Source organism: Acidithiobacillus sp. AMEEHan (genome assembly GCF_030996345.1).
Classification (GTDB): domain Bacteria; phylum Pseudomonadota; class Gammaproteobacteria; order Acidithiobacillales; family Acidithiobacillaceae; genus Igneacidithiobacillus.
In genome coordinates, this window is sequence record NZ_CP118747.1 from 1,347,254 (window position 1) to 1,363,350 (window position 16,097).

Below are 16,097 nucleotides of genomic sequence, written 5' to 3' on the forward strand. Positions count from 1 at the left end.
AGGTAGAGATGGAAGCACGATTGCAAAAAGTATATAGGGATCAGATCGTTCCGCGGCTGATTCAGGAGTTTGGTTTCAAGAGCGTAATGGAGGTCCCGCGCCTGCAGAAGATCACCATCAACATGGGGGTCGGAGAGGCGGTGGGCGACAAGAAGGTGCTTGAGGCCGCAGTGGGGGATATGACCAAGATCGCGGGCCAAAAGCCAATCATCACCAAGGCGCGAAAGTCTGTTGCTGCCTTCAAGATTCGCGATGGGTACCCGATTGGCTGCATGGTAACCTTGCGCGGTGAGCGCATGTATGAGTTTTTGGATCGCTTGGTGAGTATTGCCATCCCGCGGATCCGTGATTTTCGGGGACTGTCTCCAAAATCCTTCGACGGGCGCGGCAACTATTCGATGGGGGTAAAGGAGCAGATCATTTTCCCGGAGATCGAGTACGACAAAATCGATCGACTGCGCGGAATGGATGTCACCTTTACTACCACTGCCAAGAACGATGCGGAGGCCCTGGGCTTGCTCAAGGCTTTCAAAATGCCGTTCCGCGCCTGAGGAGAGCAAAGTTATGGCAAAGAAATCGATGATCGCCAAGGCAGCGCGGGCGCCGAAGTTTCGCGTGCGTGCCTACCACCGCTGCCAGCTTTGCGGGCGTGCCCATGGTTACTATCGCAAGTTTGGACTCTGCCGTCTTTGCCTGCGCAAGCATGCTTCGGCCGGCAACATCCCCGGCGTCGTGAAGAGCAGTTGGTGAGGGAAAGATGAGCATTACAGATCCTATCGCAGATATGCTGACGCGCATTCGTAATGCGCAGGCAGTAGGCAAGAATTCGGTCCAGGTCCCAGCGTCCAAGCTGAAACGAGCCATCGCGCGGGTATTGCTGGATGAAGGTTATATCGCGGAAGTTGCTGACGATATCCTCGCCGGGCATCCCAGCCTACGGATTACGTTGAAGTATTATGCAGGGGAAGGGGTGATCTCTGAGATTCGGCGGATCAGCCGCCCCGGTGTGCGTATCTACCGCGGTGCGCAAGAGCTGCCACGGGTGCGCGATGGCTATGGTATCGCCATTGTCTCCACGTCGCGCGGCATTATGACCGACCGCGCCGCGCGTGCCGAAGGCATCGGCGGCGAAGTGCTCTGCGTCGTCGCGTAAGGGGGAAGCATGTCACGCATAGCAAAACAACCAGTCAGTTTGCCCAAGGGCGTCGAGGTGCGGATCGACGCCGGCCAAGTCGTGGTGAAGGGGCCCAAAGGGCAGCTCTCCATGGCTTTGCAAAGCGGTATCGAGATTCACGTCGACGGCGACAGTGCGAGTGTCAATTGGCACGAGGGCGTTGTGCATCACGCGGGTACCACCCGTGCGTTGTTGGCCAATATGGTCCACGGCGTGTCGCAGGGTTTTGAGCGCAAGCTGGAAATCATTGGCGTCGGCTATCGAGCGCAGGCCAAAGGTAGCACTCTGGGTCTGAGTCTCGGATTTTCCCATCCGGTCGAGTATCCGGTCCCAGCGTCGATCACCATCGAGACGCCGACGCAGACTGAGATCGTCATTCGCGGCGTCGATAAGCAGATGGTCGGCCAGGTTGCTGCGGACATCCGCGCGTATCGGCCGCCGGAGCCTTACAAGGGCAAGGGCGTCCGCTACGCCGGTGAGCAGGTCCGGCGCAAAGAAGCCAAGAAGAAGTGAGGGGATCAGCAATGGACAAGAATATCAGCCGGTTGCGTCGGGCCAGAAAGACCCGTGCGCGTATCGCCGATCAGGGCAAACTGCGCTTGTCGGTCTATCGTTCTGGCAAGCATATCTACGCGCAAATCATCGACGATGCCCTGGGCAAGGTCCTTACCCAAGCGTCTTCGTTGGAGAAAGAGATGCGCGCTACCATCAAGAATGGCGGCAGTACCGATAGCGCGGCCCTCATCGGCAAGCGCGTGGCAGAAAAGGCCAAAGACTTGGGTATTACCGAGGTGGCTTTCGACCGCAGCGGTTATCGCTACCATGGCCGGGTAAAGGCGCTCGCCGAGGCAGCACGCGAAAGCGGCCTGTCCTTCTGACGGAGTATTGACAATGGCAAGAGAGAACCGTGAAAGCCAGCAGCCGAGTGACGGAATGTTGGAAAAGCTTATCCATATCAACCGCGTATCAAAAGTGGTGAAGGGCGGGCGCCAGTTTGGCTTTGCCGCCTTGATGGTAGTCGGTGACGGAGATGGCAAGGTTGGTTTTGGACGGGGCAAGGCCAAGGAAGTGCCCGCCGGTATTCAAAAGGCGACTGATCAAGCCCGCCGTTACCTTACCCACGTGCCGCTGATGCGGGGCACCATTCCCTTCCCCGTGGAAGGACGTCATGGCGCTGCCCGTGTCATCCTGCGGCCGGCCTCCGAGGGAAGTGGGGTGATCGCCGGGGGTGCCATGCGCGCAGTGTGCGAGGCCGTCGGTTTACGCAATGTGGTGGCCAAGTCGTTGGGATCCAATAACCCCATCAACGTTGTGCGCGCAACTTTCGATGCCTTTTCCAAACTGGCGAGTCCTCAGGCCATCGCCATGAAGCGTGGCAAAACCTTGCGGGAGATTCGCGGCCATGGGGGGTCTGAGGATGAGTAAGACCCTGCGCATTACCTTGGTCCGCAGTCTGATCGGAATCACCGAAAAGCATCGCGCCACGGTTCGTGGCTTGGGCTTACGGCGCACCGGCCACACCGTGGAACTCCGCGATACTCCTGAGGTTCGCGGTATGATTCAGAAAATCCCGTATCTTTTACGTTGGGAAGAACAGTCATGAAATTGAATACCATTGCACCTGCGCCAGGCGCCAAGAAGGAGCGTGTGCGGGTCGGTCGTGGCATTGGTAGCGGCTTCGGCAAGACCGCGGGCCGGGGACACAAGGGACAGCACGCTCGGTCCGGAGGCTACCACAAGGTCGGTTTTGAGGGTGGACAGATGCCGCTGCAGCGGCGCATCCCGAAACGGGGTTTTCGGAATGCTGGTGCTCCGGTGGTGGCCGAGGTGACTTTGGACATGCTTGCTAGCGCCGCGATCAGCGGCGTGGTGGATGCCGAAGCCCTGCGGCTGCGCCGTTTCGTCCGCGGTGATGTCGATCAGATCAAGGTCATCCGGACGGGGAAGCTGGAAGCGGCGATCATCGTCAAGGGCCTGCGTGTCAGCGCAGGTGCGCGGCAGGCCATTGAGGCCGCTGGCGGTCAGGTAGAGGAATAAGATGGCCAACGCCCTCGGTGCACTTGGCAATGCCGCGCAGGGTGCGGGCAACATCGCGGAGTTACGGCGGCGAATCTTGTTCTTGCTGGGGGCGTTGTTGGTCTTCCGCATCGGCGCACATATTCCCGTTCCTGGCATCGATCCTGCGGCAATGGCTTCCTTCTTTCACCAGGAACAGGGAACCATTCTCGGCATGTTCAACATGTTCTCCGGGGGTGCGCTATCGCGACTCACGGTTTTTGCCTTGGGGATCATGCCGTACATTAGTGCCTCGATTATTTTTCAGTTGGGGGGTTCAGTCATTCCCCAGCTGGAGGAGCTGAAAAAGGAGGGTGAAGCGGGGCGGCGGAAAATTACCGAATACACTCGCTACGCCACAGTCGTATTATCCCTCCTGCAAGGACTGGGCATTGCCGTCGCCATCGAGAAGATGCATGGCGGCTCGGTACCGGTGGTCATCGATCCCGGTCCACTGTTTCTTTTTACCACAACGATCACGCTCTCGGCGGGCACCGTTTTCCTCATGTGGCTGGGCGAGCAGATTACGGAACGCGGTATCGGCAATGGTATCTCTCTCATCATTTTTGCGGGCATCGTAGCTGGTCTGCCGCAGGCCCTCGCCACCATGTTGGAGCTGGTACGCACTGGACAGTTTCAGCCGCTCTTTGCCCTGGCCATTTTTGTCTTGGCCCTGGTGGTCCTCGCCTTTGTAGTGTTCATGGAAAGCGCACAACGTCGCATCCCTATCCAGTATGCCAAACGGCAGGTCGGGCGCAAGATCTACGGCGGGCAGAGTACCCACATGCCCCTCAAGGTCAATATGTCCGGTGTGATTCCGCCGATCTTCGCTACCAGCATTCTGCTCTTGCCTGCCACCCTCGCCGGCTGGTTTGCCAACGTGCCTGGCATGGAGTGGTTGGCTCGGGTTGGGCAGGCATTGAGTCCTGGGACCACACTGTACGTCGTGGTATTCACCATTGCCATCGTATTCTTCGCCTTTTTTTACACGGCGATGGTGTTCAACCCGCGCGAAACTGCAGATAACCTGAAAAAGTCCGGCGCGTTCGTTCCCGGACTGCGGCCGGGAGAGCAAACATCCAAGTATATGGATCGGGTTTTGAGCCGGCTCACCCTGTGGGGAGCTATCTATCTCACCGTGGTCTGTCTGTTGCCAGAATTTCTCATCACGGAATACAACGTGCCGTTTTACTTTGGTGGCACCAGCCTGCTCATCGTGGTGGTCGTTATGATGGATCTCATGGCGCAGATTCAAAGTCATTTGCTCACCCATCGTTACGAAGGCTTGCTGCGGAAAAGCGGCCAACAGGGTAAGCGATAATTATGACGTCTGGTGGACACATCATCCTCCTGGGTGCGCCTGGAGTGGGCAAGGGTACGCAAGCCAAGGTGCTGTCTATGGAGTTGGGCTTGCCTCATGTTTCGACTGGTGATATGCTCCGCGCCTCTGTTGCTGCCGGCAGCGAAATGGGCAAGCGGGCCAAGGCGGTGATGGAGTCCGGTGCTTTGGTCTCTGACGAGATCATCTTGGGCATCGTGTCGGAGCGGCTGCAGGAAAGCGATGCTCAGAAGGGAGTCGTATTTGACGGTTTCCCGCGCACGGTGGTGCAGGCAGAAGGGCTCGACCGCTTGCTCGCGCGCAGTGGTGATGTCGCGATCGCACATATCCTGCACATCGTGCTTGATGATGAGGAAATTGTTGAGCGGCTGTCCGGGCGGCGTGTATGTAGAGACTGTGGTGCCATCTACCATGTGCGCTTCCAGCCACCCAAGGTCCAGGGACGCTGCGACCGTTGTGGTGGAGAACTCTTTCAGCGGGACGATGACCAGCCTGCGGTAATTCGGCATCGGCTTGCGGTGTACGCAGCCGAGACGGCGCCCCTGGTTGCTTTCTACCGCGGTCGGGCCGGGTATGCTGAGGTGGATGGCACCGGCAGCAGTGCAGCGGTGACCGAACGTATACGGGTTTTGTTGAGGTAAAGGGATGGCCAAGGAAGACACTCTCGAAATGCAGGGAGAAGTCATAGAAAACCTGCCAAGTGCAACCTTCAAGGTGCGGTTGGAGAATGGTTTTGTGGTCAATGCACATATTTCTGGAAAGATGCGTATGCACTACATACGGATTCTGCCTGGAGATAAGGTCACTGTGGAGATGACGCCTTACGACCTGAGCAAGGGGCGCATCACCTATCGCGCCAAGTAAGGAGGCGTTCCATGAAAGTTCGGGCATCGGTGAAAAGGCTCTGCCGTAACTGCAAGATCATCCGGCGAAATGGTGTGGTCCGCGTGATTTGCGTCGAGCCGCGGCACAAACAGCGGCAGGGATAAGCGTAGTGATGGGGTTGACTATGATGAATGGGAAGGAGTAGGGAATGGCCCGCATTGCTGGTGTCAATATTCCGAATAACAAGCAGATTGGTGTCGCTTTGACGTACATCTACGGCATTGGAGCCACCCGCTCCCGTGACATTCTGGCGGCGGCAGAGGTCGATACCGGAGTTCGCGTGAAGGATATTAGCGAAGGCGAGTTGGAGCGCATTCGCGCGGAGGTTGCGAAATATCTCGTCGAAGGTGACCTGCGCCGCGAAGTGACCATGAGTATCAAGCGGCTCATGGACCTTGGCTGCTATCGCGGCATCCGTCATCGTCGCGGCCTTCCCGTTCACGGCCAACGGACCAAAACCAACGCTCGTACTCGCAAGGGTCCGGCGAAGCCTATCGCCCGCTGAAGCTGAAGGATCGATACCATGGCAAAGACACAAACCGATGTGCGCGTGCGCAAGAAAGTCAAGAAGAACGTCGTTGATGGCGTGGCGCACATTTACGCCTCCTTCAATAACACCATCATCACCATCAGTGATCGGCAGGGCAATGCGTTGGCATGGGCAAGCGCTGGTGGTTCCGGCTTCCGCGGTTCGCGTAAGAGCACGCCGTTTGCGGCCCAGGTCGCGGCGGAAAATGCCGGTCGCCGGGCGCAGGAATACGGCCTGAAGAACCTCGATGTCGAGGTGAGTGGTCCCGGACCTGGGCGAGAGAGCACGGTACGTGCCCTGCATTCCGTCGGTTTTCGCATCACCAGCATCCGCGACGTGACGCCAATTCCGCACAATGGCTGCCGTCCGCCCAAAAAGCGGCGTGTTTGATTTTTTTGGAGGTAGGTAGTGGCTAAATATACCGGCCCCAGTTGCCGTCAATGCCGGCGCGAAGGTGGCAAGCTCTTTCTCAAGGGTGAAAAGTGTTTCTCTGACAAGTGTCCAGTTGTGGTCCGGGCCTATGCGCCGGGTCAACACGGGCAACGTCGAGGGCGCGTCAGTGAATATGGTACGCAGTTGCGCGAAAAACAGAAGGTCCGGCGCGTATACGGCGTTCTCGAGGGGCAATTCCGCCGGTATTTTGCCGTCGCTTCGCAAAAGAAGGGCGTCACCGGTGAGCTACTTCTCCGTTTTTTGGAGCTCCGCCTGGATAACGTGGCCTACCGCATTGGTTTCGGCGCGTCGCGTGCCGAGGCGCGGCAAGTGGTTCGCCATGGACACCTCACTGTCAATGGCAAGCGGGTAGATATCCCTTCCTATCAGGTCCGGGCCGGCGATGTGGTCGCGGTGGCGGCTACAGCCAAGGAGCACGCGCGCATTCTAAGCGCTGTTGAGGCAGCAGAAGGTCGCGGCTACCCTGAGTGGCTCAGCGTCGATAGCAAGGCACTCAGTGCCACCATCAAGGCCGTCCCCGTGCGCGACGAAATGCCGCAGGATTTGAACGAGCAGATGGTGGTAGAACTCTACTCCAAGTAATACGGAGCAACGAGGATTATTTATGGCTGAAGTTGGCGAGCTGTTGTGTCCGCAGAATTACGAAATCGAAACGACCGGTGCGCATTCCGCCCGCGTCAGTTTGGGTCCTCTAGAACGTGGTTTTGGACACACTCTCGGTAATTCACTGCGGCGGATTCTCCTTTCCTCGCTGAAGGGAGTTGCAGTTACCGAGGTCGAAATTGAGGGCGTCCTGCACGAATACTCCAGTCTCGAAGGAGTGCAGGAGGATGTCGTAGACATTCTCCTGAATCTGAAACAGCTGGCGATCCGTAGTCACCGCCAGGAGTCGCAGACCATCACCGTGCGCAAACGGGGCCCGGGGCCAGTCACTGGCGCCGACATCGTTGCCGAGCATGGCGTCGAGGTGGCGAATCCCGGCCACGTCATCGCGACCATTACCCGGGATGTCGAAATGGTCATGCATTTGCGCCTCGACTTTGGGCGCGGTTACCAGGCGGCGGCTACGCGCCTGCGTGACCACGAAAAGCGGATCGGTGTGCTGGCTCTCGATGCGAGTTTCAGTCCGGTGCGTCGCGTCAGTTTTCAGGTAGAGAGTGCTCGGGTGGAACAGCGCACCGACCTTGACCGCCTCGTGCTTGATGTCGAAACCAACGGGACCATTGAGCCGCTTGCTGCCATTCAGGAAGCGGCGCGCATACTCCGGCAGCAGTTGGACGTCTTCGTTGGCGGGGAAATGCCTGCCGTCGAGGATACGCGGAAGGTTGCCGTTGTCGAAGACTTGATGCCTTTGTTGGAACGGCCGGTGGATGACCTCGAGTTGACGGTGCGTTCGCTCAACTGTCTCAAGGCGGAGGACATTTTTTATATCGGCGATCTGGTGCAGAAGTCGGAAAACGAACTCCTGAAGGCACCGAACCTCGGGCGGAAATCTCTCACCGAAATCAAGGAAATCTTGGGTGGGAAAGGACTTTCCCTGGGCATGCGCCTGCAGAATTGGCCGCCCGAGGGCTTGCCGCCACTGGGCAATAAAGGTGCCGTCGAGGCCGACTGACTCGTTACTGTTAATTTGGGGAGTGTGACGTCATGCGTCATGGCAATAGTGGAAAAAAACTGAATCGTAACAGCAGCCATCGGCGGGCGATGTTCGCCAACATGATGGTCTCGCTCTTTGCGCACGAGCGTATCGTTACCACCTTACCCAAGGCCAAGGAATTGCGGCGCTTTGCCGAGCCGATGATCACCTTGGCCAAGGAACCCACGGTGGCGCGCCGGCGTTTGGCATTTTCTCGTCTTCGTGATCGGGAGGCCGTGGTCAAGCTCTTTGATGAGCTCGGTCCCCATTACAAGGCAAGGCCTGGTGGCTATCTGCGGATCGTCAAGTACGGGTTTCGAGCGGGTGATAACGCGCCGCTCGCGATTGTCGAACTGGTGGATCGCCAAGCCAGCACTTCCTGACGTTTCTGCGTCGCGCAAAAGGGGCTGGGAGCCGGGGGCTCTCAGCCTTTTTTCGCTTCTACTGCCAGATGGCGTGCCAGATAGCGACCGGTATGCGACTGTTGGGCGCTCAGCAAAGTCTCCGGCGTTCCTTGGGCAATGATCTGGCCACCCCCGCTACCACCCTCGGGCCCGAGATCTACCAGCCAGTCGGCGCTCTTGATGACGTCGAGATTGTGTTCGATCACCACCACGGTATTTCCAGCGTCAACCAGCTTCTGGAGTACGCTCAGCAGCATCGCAATATCGTGAAAGTGCAGGCCAGTGGTGGGTTCGTCGAGGATGTAGAGGGTGCGGCCGGTGTCCCGGCGGGAGAGCTCGCGCGCGAGCTTCACCCGTTGCGCTTCGCCGCCGGAAAGGGTGGTTGCGGACTGACCCAGTTGAATATAACCAAGGCCAACGTCGAGCAAGGTTCCCAGTTTGCGCGCGATGCTGGGCACCGCGGCGAAAAAGTCCGCCGCTTCCTCCACCGTCATCTGCAGCACATCGTGGATGGATTTCCCCTTGTAGTGAATCTCCAGGGTCTCGCGTTTGTAACGCCGCCCCTGACAGACGTCGCACTCTACATAGACGTCGGGGAGAAAGTGCATTTCCACCCGTAGTACCCCTTCGCCTTCGCAGGCCTCGCAGCGCCCACCCTTGACATTGAAACTGAAACGACCTGGTCCATAGCCGCGCGCGCGTGCCTCGTTGGTGCCGGCAAAGAGCTCCCGCACGGCAGTGAAGAGCCCGCTATAGGTCGCCGGATTGCTGCGCGGGGTGCGGCCGATGGGACTCTGGTCGATGGAGATGACCTTGTCGAGATGCTCTAGTCCGAGGAGCTGATCATAAGCTGCGGGGGTGAGATGACTGTTCATCAGCCGGCGCGAGCAGGCGGGGAAGAGGGTGTCGTTGATCAGCGTCGATTTGCCGGAACCACTAACCCCGGTAATACAGGTGAAGAGCCCAAGGGGGATTTCGAGAGTCACGTCGCGCAGATTGTGTCCACGCGCACCCACGAGCCGCAAGATCCGCTCCTCGTCTGGCGGACGGCGACGTTCGGGCGTGGCGATACAGAGCTCACCGCGCAGGTATTTCCCGGTCAGGGAAGCGGCACTACTGGCGACAATTGCGGGATGACCACTGGCGACCACTTCGCCGCCGTGCACGCCGGCAGCGGGGCCCATATCGACCAGATAATCGGCGGCACGGATGGCATCCTCATCATGTTCGACGACAATGACGGTGTTGCCGAGATCGCGCAGGCGTTTCAGGGTCTGCAGCAAGCGGTCGTTGTCCCGTTGGTGCAGGCCGATGGAGGGCTCGTCGAGTACGTACATAACGCCCACCAAACCGGCACCAATCTGCGAGGCAAGACGAATCCGCTGTGCCTCGCCGCCCGAGAGGGTCTCGGCGGAGCGGTCGAGGGTCAGATAGTCCAGCCCGACATCCATGAGAAACTGCAGCCGGTCATGGATCTCCTTGAGGATACGCTCAGCGATGACGGCGTCTTTGCCGGAAAGCTTTAGCTCTTCGACAGAGCGCAAGGCCCTGCCGATCGACAGGGCGGAAAACTCATGTACGGCGGCGAGGGTGCCCACCCGCACCATGCGCGCTTCGGCACGTAGACGGCTACCACCGCAGTCGGGGCAGGGCAGGCGACCCATGAAGCGCAGGATCTCTTCGCGCAACAGCTGCGATTGCGTCTCGCGCAGTCGTTTTTCCAGGCTGGGGATGATACCGGGGTAGCGCTGGCTTTCCGCTGTGCCGTTACGTCCACGGATGGTCAAGGGTTCGGGGAAACCGTGCAACAGAATATTGTGCACGGTATCGGGCAGTTCGTCCCAGGCGCTTTCCAGAGAAAAGTCGAGGCGCTGGGCGAGGGCGTGAAGTGCCGGCAGCATATCGTTCTGACGCTGACGCCACGGGGCAATCGCGCCGTCGGCAATGCTCAGCGCCGGATTAGGGACGATCAATTGGGGATCGAAGATGTTGATTTCGCCGAGTCCATCGCAACGGGGGCAGGCGCCTGCTGGGTTATTGAAGGAAAAGAGCCGGGGTTCGAGGGTAGGGAAGGACCGGCCACATTGGTGGCAGGCGTGGCGAGCAGAGAAAAAATGATCCTTTCCTTCATCCAGATTGACCACGATCGCCTCTTCGTCGCCCATGGCCATCGCGCTCTCCAGCGATTCTGCCAGACGTCCCCGAACATCCTCACGCAGGACCAGGCGATCGACCACCGCCTCGATGCGGTGTTTGCGTTTGGGATCGAGTGCCGGGAGCTCTTCCAGCTCGCAAAGCTGACCATCGACCCGGGCGCGTACCAGACCGCGGGCGCGCAGCCCTTGGAAAATTTCCTCATGGCTGCCTTTGCGGTCGCGCAGTGCCGGAGCCAGAACCAGGATGCGGGTGCCAGCTTCCCAGCTGAGGATCTGATCGAGCATCTGGGCGATGCTCTGGCTTTGAATCGGTTCTCCGCAGCACCAGGGCGTGCCCACGCGGGCATAGAGCAGGCGCAGATAGTCGTGGATTTCAGTGACGGTGCCGACCGTAGAACGCGGATTGTGCGAGGTCGATTTCTGTTCGATGGCAATCGCGGGAGAGAGTCCTTCGATGGCATCGACATCGGGCTTGCCCATCAAGGAAAGAAACTGCCGCGCATAGGCCGAAAGGCTCTCGACATAGCGGCGCTGCCCCTCGGCATAGAGGGTGTCGAAGGCCAGCGAGGACTTGCCCGAGCCGGAGAGACCGGTAATCACGATGAGTTGGTCGCGTGGCAGCCGCAGGCTGATATTTTTCAGATTGTGGGTGCGGGCACCGCGAATTTCGATATGGTCCATGCCGTTTGCTTTGTTGGCTGCCAGAGTGGGATAGTATACGGGCTATCGGGACGCGCGTCCCCGGTCATCAGGAGAGAAACCATGGCGGGAGTGAATAAAGTCATACTACTCGGGCACTTGGGGCGTGACCCCGAGATGCGTTATCAGCCCAGCGGCGGGGCCATTGCCAACCTCAATCTGGCCACGTCCGAAACCTTCAAGGATCGCGAGGGCAATCGCCAGGAGCGCACGGAATGGCACCGCGTGGTGCTGTTTGGGCGTACCGCGGAGATCGCTGGTGAATATCTGAAAAAAGGCAGTATGGCGTACGTCGAGGGACGCCTGCAGACGCGCAAATGGACCGACAAGGAAGGCCAGGAGCGGTATACCACGGAGATCGTTGGTGATCGCCTGCAGCTCGTGGGGGGTCGCGGGGGTGGCACCGCGAATTTCGACGATGGTCAGCAGGACGGCTATGCCGCTCCGCAAAGCCCGGCCAAAGGCTCGGTGCGTCCGCCGGTGGAGCAGTTTGAGGATGACGACATTCCGTTTTAGCGAACACTTTTTTAACAGGTTGCTGAAAAAGTCCGTGGTGTAAATGGCGGGACAAGGCACGGAGGGATTCGATCATGCGTGGAGCCAAGGTAGAGACGGGCGCGTTGTTCAGCTATCTATCCCCGGAGGAGCGTGTGCCGGCAGATCATCCCCTGCGAGCGATCCGAGTGATCGTGGACCGGGCCTTGGCTGAATTCGACGGACACTTCAACCAGATTTATTCGGACCTCGGCCGCCCCTCGATTCCTCCCGAGTACCTGCTCCGGGCTTTGCTTTTGCAGGTCTTTTACAGCGTTCGCTCAGAACGCCAGCTGTTGGAGCAGCTGGATTACAATCTCCTGTTCCGCTGGTTTGTCGGCTTGGGAATGGATGCCCCGGTTTGGGTGCCAACGGTGTTCACCAAGAAGCGGGATCGCTTGCTGGACAATGGAACCGTGCAACGCTTTTTCCTGACGGTCGTGGAGCAGGCACGGAATCAGGGGCTACTCTCCGAGGAACACTTTTCCGTGGATGGTACCTTGCTGGAAGCCTGGGCTTCGCAGAAATCCTTTCAGCCCAAAGACCCGGATGACCGGCAGGGCGATGGCTCCGATTTTCGCGGGCAGAAGCGAAGCAATGACACCCATGCCTCGGTGACCGACCCCGACTGCCGCCTCTATAAAAAGGCGCCGGGAGATGATTCGCGTCGGGCCTTTCTGGCGTATGTGCTAACAGTTAATCGGCAGGAACTGATCGTTAGCAAGCAGGTTACTACGGCAGATGGCACAGCAGAAGTGGATGCTGCAGTGCAGCTCCTCGATGATCTGGGCGGTACGAATCGCATCACTCTGGGTGCTGACAAGGGCTATGATCGGCACGAATTCGTGCAGAATCTACGTGACCGCAACGTTACGCCTCATGTGGCCCGAAAATGCAAAGGTTCGGCGATTGATGGGCGCAGCACCCGTCACATCGGGTATACGAGCATCCGCGTGCGCAAACGGATCGAGTCGATCTTCGGTTGGATGAAAACCGTGGGTGGGATGCGCAAGACGCGATTCCGTGGTCTGGATCGTGTGGGCCTGCATTTCACCTTGGTTTCCACTGCCTACAATCTGGTGCGCATGGCACGACTGGGGGTGGCATGATGGGAGCATTGCGCCCAGAATTCGGTAAATCGATCGAAATGGCCAAAGAAACCGCAGAAAATCCATCCAGAGGCGCGCTCAGGCAGTCATTTCCGAAAAAAACCGAAGCATGGTCAGTTTTATCGCGCGGTTTTTCAGCGGCCTGCTAATCGCTTGGGACAAGCCGTTGCCAGAAATCAATCGATCGGGGCGATGAGACAAGTAAAATTGGCTTTTCCGATTTAACCGGACACGAAAAAACGAGTAAGGACACGATGGCACAGAACGACACCAGCAAAAATGGCAACGGCGGCAACCTCGGCTTCGAGGCGGAACTGTTCAAAGCCGCCGACAAGCTGCGTGGCAACATGGAGCCTTCCGACTACAAGCACGTCGCGCTCGGTCTCATTTTCCTGAAGTACATCTCGGATGCCTTCAATGCCAAGCACCAGTCCCTCTTGGCTGAAGACCCGCAGGCCGCCGAGGACAAGGATGAATACTTGGCCGAGAACATCTTCTGGGTGCCCAAGGAGGCACGTTGGTCACATCTGCAAGCCAACGCCAAGCTGCCCATCATCGGCAGCTTGATTGACGACGCGATGCGCGCCATCGAAAAGGACAACGAGTCGCTCAAGGGCGTGCTACCCAAGGACTATGCCCGCCCCGCGCTCAACAAGGTGATGCTGGGCGAGCTGATCGACCTGATCTCCGGCATTGCACTGGGCGAAGAAGGCGACCGCTCGAAGGACATCCTCGGGCGCGTGTATGAGTATTTCCTCGGCCAATTCGCCGGAGCCGAAGGCAAGCGCGGCGGCGAGTTCTATACCCCGCGCTCCGTGGTGCGGGTACTGGTGGAAATGCTGGAGCCATATTCCGGCCGCGTCTACGACCCGTGCTGCGGCTCGGGCGGGATGTTCGTGCAATCGGAAAAGTTCGTGCAGGAGCACGGCGGCCGCATCGGCGACATTGCGATTTACGGGCAGGAGTCGAACTACACCACCTGGCGCCTGTGCAAGATGAACTTGGCGGTACGCGGCATCGACTCCGACATCCGCTGGAACAACGAGGGCAGCTTTCACAAGGACGAACTGCGCGACCTCAAGGCCGACTACATCCTTGCCAATCCCCCGTTCAACATCTCCGACTGGGGCGGCGACCGCCTGCGCGAAGACGTGCGCTGGAAATTCGGCACGCCGCCTGTGGGTAACGCCAACTACGCGTGGCTCCAACATATCTATCACCACCTCGCACCCAACGGCACCGCGGGCGTGGTGCTGGCCAACGGCTCGATGAGCTCCAACCAGTCCGGCGAGGGCGACATCCGCAAGGCGATGCTCGAGGCCGACGCGGTGGATTGCATGGTGGCGCTACCTGGGCAGCTCTTTTACTCCACGCAGATACCCGCTTGTCTTTGGTTCCTGGCCCGCAACAAGAACCCCGGCAAGGGCCTGCGTGACCGGCGCGGGCAGGTGCTGTTCATCGACGCGCGCAAGATGGGCGTGCTGGTGGATCGCACCCGGCGCGAACTCACCAACGAAGAAATCCAAAAGATTGCCAACACCTACCACGCTTGGCGCGGTGAGAAAGACGCTGGGGAGTACGCCGACGTGGCCGGCTTCTGCAAGTCGGCCTCGTTGGAGGAAATCCGCAAGCACGGCTATGTGCTGACACCGGGGCGTTATGTGGGCGCGGCCGAACAGGAAGACGACGGCGAACCCTTCGCGGAAAAGATGGCTCGACTGGCCGCACAGTGGCGCGAGCAACGGACAGCAGCGGCCAAACTGGATGCGGCGATTGAGGCCAATTTGAAGGTGCTAGGGTTTGATGCCCCATAAAGAACCCTAGGTTGTGCATGATAAAAGGCGCCTGCCATAGCAAACGCTGTGTTTCCCAGACAAGCGATACTGTCTCATAATAAACACAATAGATAGCAAGAGGTCGGAACCGCCCCACGATGCAGACAAGTGAAAACAAGGAAGGCCGCGCTGGGCGCTACATCCGCCAGCCCAGTGGCTGCCGCGCCTTCATCCCCGCGCCGCTGCCGCCGCGCGACCCGCCGCTCGATCTCACCGGGGCGCTGCGTGACCAACTCTCCGCCGCCGACTACGCCCTGGGCCGTCTCGATGGCGCGGTGCTCACGCTGCCCAATCCGGATCTCTTCGTCTTCATGTACGTGCGCAAGGAGGCGGTGCTCTCCAGTCAGATCGAAGGCACCCAGTCCTCGCTGCAAAACCTGCTGGCCGCCGAAGCGCAGCTCTTGGACCCCGACACCCCGAAAGACGTGCATGAAGTCGCCAACTACGTGCGGGCGATGAACCTGGGCCTGGCGCGCCTGAAGGAACTGCCCGTCTCGCTGCGGCTGATCCGCGAAATCCACGCCGCACTCATGCAGGGCGTGCGTGGCGGGCGGCTCACCCCCGGCGAGCTGCGTACCAGCCAGAACTGGATCGGCCCTGCCGGCTGCACGCTCACCACCGCCAGCTTCGTGCCGCCGCCCCCGCACGAAGTCCCGCAGGCGCTGGGCGAGTTGGAAAGGTTTCTGCATGACGGCGGCGGCCTGCCGCCCCTGGTGCAGGTGGGGCTGGCCCATGCCCAGTTCGAAACCATCCACCCGTTTCTGGATGGCAACGGCCGCGTCGGGCGGCTGCTCATCACCTTCCTGCTCACCGAAAAAGGGCTGCTGTCGCGCCCCGTGCTGTATCTGTCGCACCATTTCAAACGCCACCGCAGCGAATACTACGAACGGCTGCAAGCGGCGCGCGACGCGGGCGACTGGGAAGGCTGGCTTGCCTTCTTCCTGCACGGCGTGGCCGAGGTGAGCCGCGAGGCCACCCAGACCGCCGCCGCCATCCTCAAGATGCGCGAGGATTACCGCGCCCGCATCACCGAGCACCTGGGCCGCGCCGCCGCCAACGGCCAGCGCGTGATGGATCGGCTTTTCGACCACCCCATCGTCAGCGTCGCCACCGTGCGCGACTGGCTGGGCCTCACCCCCGCCGGTGCCAACCAGATCGTCGCCCGGCTGGAGGGCATCGGCCTGCTGCGCGAGATCACCGGCTACGCCCGCAACCGGCGCTTTCGCTTCGAGCCGTATCTGCGGCTGTTCGAGGAGGATGGGCAGGGATGAGAATGTCGGTTTTGGCGG

22 protein-coding genes are annotated in these 16,097 nt (G+C 59.6%); 21 read left to right on the forward strand and 1 reads right to left on the reverse strand.

All coding sequences use genetic code 11. From position 1 onward, the window contains the following. The first annotated feature begins 8 nt into the window (after positions 1-8). The 17 genes from rplE to rplQ are packed head-to-tail and all read left to right on the forward strand — an operon-like array spanning position 9 to position 8,454. Positions 9-551, forward strand: coding sequence for a 50S ribosomal protein L5 (rplE, locus tag ORD17_RS06855; RefSeq protein WP_308387565.1), 543 nt, complete (start codon positions 9-11; stop codon positions 549-551). A gap of 13 nt (positions 552-564) precedes the next feature. Then, complete coding sequence (locus tag ORD17_RS06860; RefSeq protein WP_308387567.1) at positions 565-750, forward strand: type Z 30S ribosomal protein S14; 186 nt, start codon at positions 565-567, stop codon at positions 748-750. 7 nt (positions 751-757) lie between these two features. Continuing rightward, positions 758-1,153 (forward strand): 30S ribosomal protein S8, encoded by a 396-nt coding sequence (gene rpsH, locus ORD17_RS06865; RefSeq protein WP_308387568.1) that lies wholly within the window; start codon positions 758-760, stop codon positions 1,151-1,153. Positions 1,154-1,162: 9 nt separating this feature from the next. Next, entirely contained in the window at positions 1,163-1,687 is a 525-nt protein-coding gene (gene rplF / locus ORD17_RS06870; protein ID WP_308387570.1) for a 50S ribosomal protein L6, read from the forward strand. A gap of 11 nt (positions 1,688-1,698) precedes the next feature. Next, on the forward strand, positions 1,699-2,052 hold the full coding sequence (gene rplR / locus ORD17_RS06875; protein WP_308387572.1) for a 50S ribosomal protein L18: 354 nt from the start codon (positions 1,699-1,701) through the stop codon (positions 2,050-2,052). Positions 2,053-2,065: 13 nt separating this feature from the next. Then, complete coding sequence (gene rpsE, locus ORD17_RS06880; protein WP_308387573.1) at positions 2,066-2,599, forward strand: 30S ribosomal protein S5; 534 nt, start codon at positions 2,066-2,068, stop codon at positions 2,597-2,599. Beyond that, on the forward strand, positions 2,592-2,777 hold the full coding sequence (gene rpmD / locus ORD17_RS06885; RefSeq protein ID WP_308387575.1) for a 50S ribosomal protein L30: 186 nt from the start codon (positions 2,592-2,594) through the stop codon (positions 2,775-2,777). The genes rpsE and rpmD overlap by 8 nt, the downstream gene beginning before the upstream one ends. Beyond that, the gene (gene rplO, locus ORD17_RS06890; protein ID WP_308387576.1) at positions 2,774-3,211 is read left to right on the forward strand and encodes a 50S ribosomal protein L15; all 438 of its coding nucleotides are present in this window, start codon (positions 2,774-2,776) and stop codon (positions 3,209-3,211) included. Before rpmD ends, rplO begins: the two co-directional genes overlap by 4 nt. Before the next feature lies 1 nt (position 3,212). Further along, positions 3,213-4,550 (forward strand): preprotein translocase subunit SecY, encoded by a 1,338-nt coding sequence (gene secY, locus ORD17_RS06895; RefSeq protein WP_308387577.1) that lies wholly within the window; start codon positions 3,213-3,215, stop codon positions 4,548-4,550. Between the two features lie 2 nt (positions 4,551-4,552). Beyond that, the gene (locus ORD17_RS06900) at positions 4,553-5,209 is read left to right on the forward strand and encodes an adenylate kinase (protein WP_308387578.1); all 657 of its coding nucleotides are present in this window, start codon (positions 4,553-4,555) and stop codon (positions 5,207-5,209) included. A gap of 4 nt (positions 5,210-5,213) precedes the next feature. Further along, complete coding sequence (gene infA / locus ORD17_RS06905; protein WP_215871573.1) at positions 5,214-5,432, forward strand: translation initiation factor IF-1; 219 nt, start codon at positions 5,214-5,216, stop codon at positions 5,430-5,432. Between the two features lie 11 nt (positions 5,433-5,443). Beyond that, entirely contained in the window at positions 5,444-5,557 is a 114-nt protein-coding gene (rpmJ, locus tag ORD17_RS06910; RefSeq protein WP_215871572.1) for a 50S ribosomal protein L36, read from the forward strand. Positions 5,558-5,601: 44 nt separating this feature from the next. Next, the gene (gene rpsM / locus ORD17_RS06915; RefSeq protein ID WP_308387579.1) at positions 5,602-5,958 is read left to right on the forward strand and encodes a 30S ribosomal protein S13; all 357 of its coding nucleotides are present in this window, start codon (positions 5,602-5,604) and stop codon (positions 5,956-5,958) included. An 18-nt stretch (positions 5,959-5,976) separates the two neighbouring features. Next, positions 5,977-6,372, forward strand: coding sequence for a 30S ribosomal protein S11 (gene rpsK, locus ORD17_RS06920; protein WP_308387580.1), 396 nt, complete (start codon positions 5,977-5,979; stop codon positions 6,370-6,372). 18 nt (positions 6,373-6,390) lie between these two features. Continuing rightward, complete coding sequence (rpsD, locus tag ORD17_RS06925; RefSeq protein ID WP_308387582.1) at positions 6,391-7,017, forward strand: 30S ribosomal protein S4; 627 nt, start codon at positions 6,391-6,393, stop codon at positions 7,015-7,017. 22 nt (positions 7,018-7,039) lie between these two features. Next, the gene (locus tag ORD17_RS06930; protein ID WP_308387583.1) at positions 7,040-8,050 is read left to right on the forward strand and encodes a DNA-directed RNA polymerase subunit alpha; all 1,011 of its coding nucleotides are present in this window, start codon (positions 7,040-7,042) and stop codon (positions 8,048-8,050) included. Between the two features lie 32 nt (positions 8,051-8,082). After that, positions 8,083-8,454 (forward strand): 50S ribosomal protein L17, encoded by a 372-nt coding sequence (gene rplQ, locus ORD17_RS06935; RefSeq protein ID WP_308387584.1) that lies wholly within the window; start codon positions 8,083-8,085, stop codon positions 8,452-8,454. 41 nt (positions 8,455-8,495) lie between these two features. Here the strand turns inward: rplQ and uvrA are convergent, their stop codons facing one another. Next, positions 8,496-11,312: an excinuclease ABC subunit UvrA gene (gene uvrA, locus ORD17_RS06940; protein WP_308387586.1), complete on the reverse strand. Its 2,817-nt coding sequence runs from the start codon at positions 11,310-11,312 to the stop codon at positions 8,496-8,498. 81 nt (positions 11,313-11,393) lie between these two features. On the opposite strand from uvrA, the gene ssb reads away from it, so the two are divergent. From ssb to ORD17_RS06960, 4 genes are all read left to right on the forward strand, one after another. Continuing rightward, complete coding sequence (ssb, locus tag ORD17_RS06945; RefSeq protein ID WP_308387587.1) at positions 11,394-11,846, forward strand: single-stranded DNA-binding protein; 453 nt, start codon at positions 11,394-11,396, stop codon at positions 11,844-11,846. A 74-nt stretch (positions 11,847-11,920) separates the two neighbouring features. Continuing rightward, entirely contained in the window at positions 11,921-12,973 is a 1,053-nt protein-coding gene (locus tag ORD17_RS06950) for an IS5 family transposase (protein WP_308387588.1), read from the forward strand. A 254-nt stretch (positions 12,974-13,227) separates the two neighbouring features. Next, positions 13,228-14,787, forward strand: a complete 1,560-nt coding sequence (locus ORD17_RS06955) for a class I SAM-dependent DNA methyltransferase (protein ID WP_308387589.1) — start codon at positions 13,228-13,230, stop codon at positions 14,785-14,787. Between the two features lie 119 nt (positions 14,788-14,906). Further along, entirely contained in the window at positions 14,907-16,079 is a 1,173-nt protein-coding gene (locus ORD17_RS06960) for a Fic family protein (protein ID WP_308387590.1), read from the forward strand. The last annotated feature ends 18 nt before the right edge of the window (positions 16,080-16,097 follow it).